This is a genomic window from Janibacter hoylei PVAS-1 (assembly GCF_000297495.1).
Lineage (GTDB): Bacteria > Actinomycetota > Actinomycetes > Actinomycetales > Dermatophilaceae > Janibacter > Janibacter hoylei.
On record NZ_ALWX01000118.1, the window covers coordinates 1 to 1,166 of the forward strand.

Here is a 1,166-nt window from a genome sequence, read left to right on the forward strand (position 1 = left end):
CGCGTGGTCCGGTCGACCAGCGTGCCGATCGCTGAACGCTCCAGGCCGATGATCAAGTCGCCCTCCCAGTGGCCTGGAACCGCGCGGTCCTCCGCTTCTGCGGGGCGCTGGCTGATCAGCACTTCCTCGGTCACGTGCCCCCAAGCCTTCTGACGGTTTCGGGCTCGAGGAACGCGCAGCGCACGTCCACTGCGCAGGCAACTGACCAGCTCCCGCTTCAGCGCACCGCGGCCCTCGACGTAGAGCGCTTGGTAGATCGCCTCGTGGCTGATGCGCATGGATTCATCATCCGGGAAGTCGATCGGCAACCGACGCGCGATCTGCTCCGGGCTCCACGCCTGCGTCCAACGACGATCCTTGCGATGGGGCTTGTTACGGCCCTTCCACTCCGGCCCGTCCGGCCCCACTACCTCGCCGTCGGGCGTGTGGACGACCCCGGCCAGCCGGTCCTGGACGTAATCACGCAGCCGCTCGTTAATCACCATCTTGGCGACCTTCGGTCGCCGTGCTCGTCGCTCGGCGTGCCACTGCGCAACCGTCGCGCGGTACTCGGCCTGCGCTGACCGACTCGATGCGCCCCGCCGCAGCTCGCGCGAAATCGTCGACGGATTACGTCCGAGCCTTCGAGCGATCTCGCGGGCGCTGATGTTCTGGGCGTGCCAGATCGCGATGTCCTCGCGCTCAGCGAAGGACAGGTAGCGACCCGACACATTGGCGGGCAGGCATGGGTTCACGCCGCCAGAGTGGCGAAACCAGCGGTATCCGACCGGTTCGGACACGCCGGCCTCCTCGGCCGCGACGTCGGTCTTCACGCCGCGAGCGATAGCCGCCCAGAACGTGACTCGGTCCTGCCGCCACGCGACCGAGGGCCGTCCCGGTGACGGGATCTGTCCTCGATACGCACGGACCCGCTTCTGCCGTGGGGTTGTTCCCATCGCTTCACCTCTCGATCAAGGTGTTGCGACGACCGGTTGAATTCGCCTTGCACGCCCTTATCGCTGTGATGGACCAGTTTCGACAGGTCACGGTGATCACGAGAACGGGTCCAGATGGCGTGCTCGAGGGCATCCAGCGCCAGATCGGTGCGCAGCGAGCGGGACACTCGCCAGCCGACGACGCGGCGGCGAACAGATCCATCACGAAGGCGACATAGACGAACCCGGTCC

The 1,166-nt window shown here is 66.7% G+C and carries 1 protein-coding gene and 1 pseudogene; both read right to left on the reverse strand.

Going from position 1 to position 1,166, the window contains the following annotated elements; genetic code table 11:
* Nucleotides 1-935: IS30 family transposase (locus B277_RS15540; RefSeq protein ID WP_040881862.1), on the reverse strand; the 935-nt coding region annotated here is incomplete at its 3' end.
* A 47-nt stretch (nucleotides 936-982) separates the two neighbouring features.
* A pseudogene (locus B277_RS19375) lies at nucleotides 983-1,166 on the reverse strand (DDE-type integrase/transposase/recombinase); the annotation flags it as partial.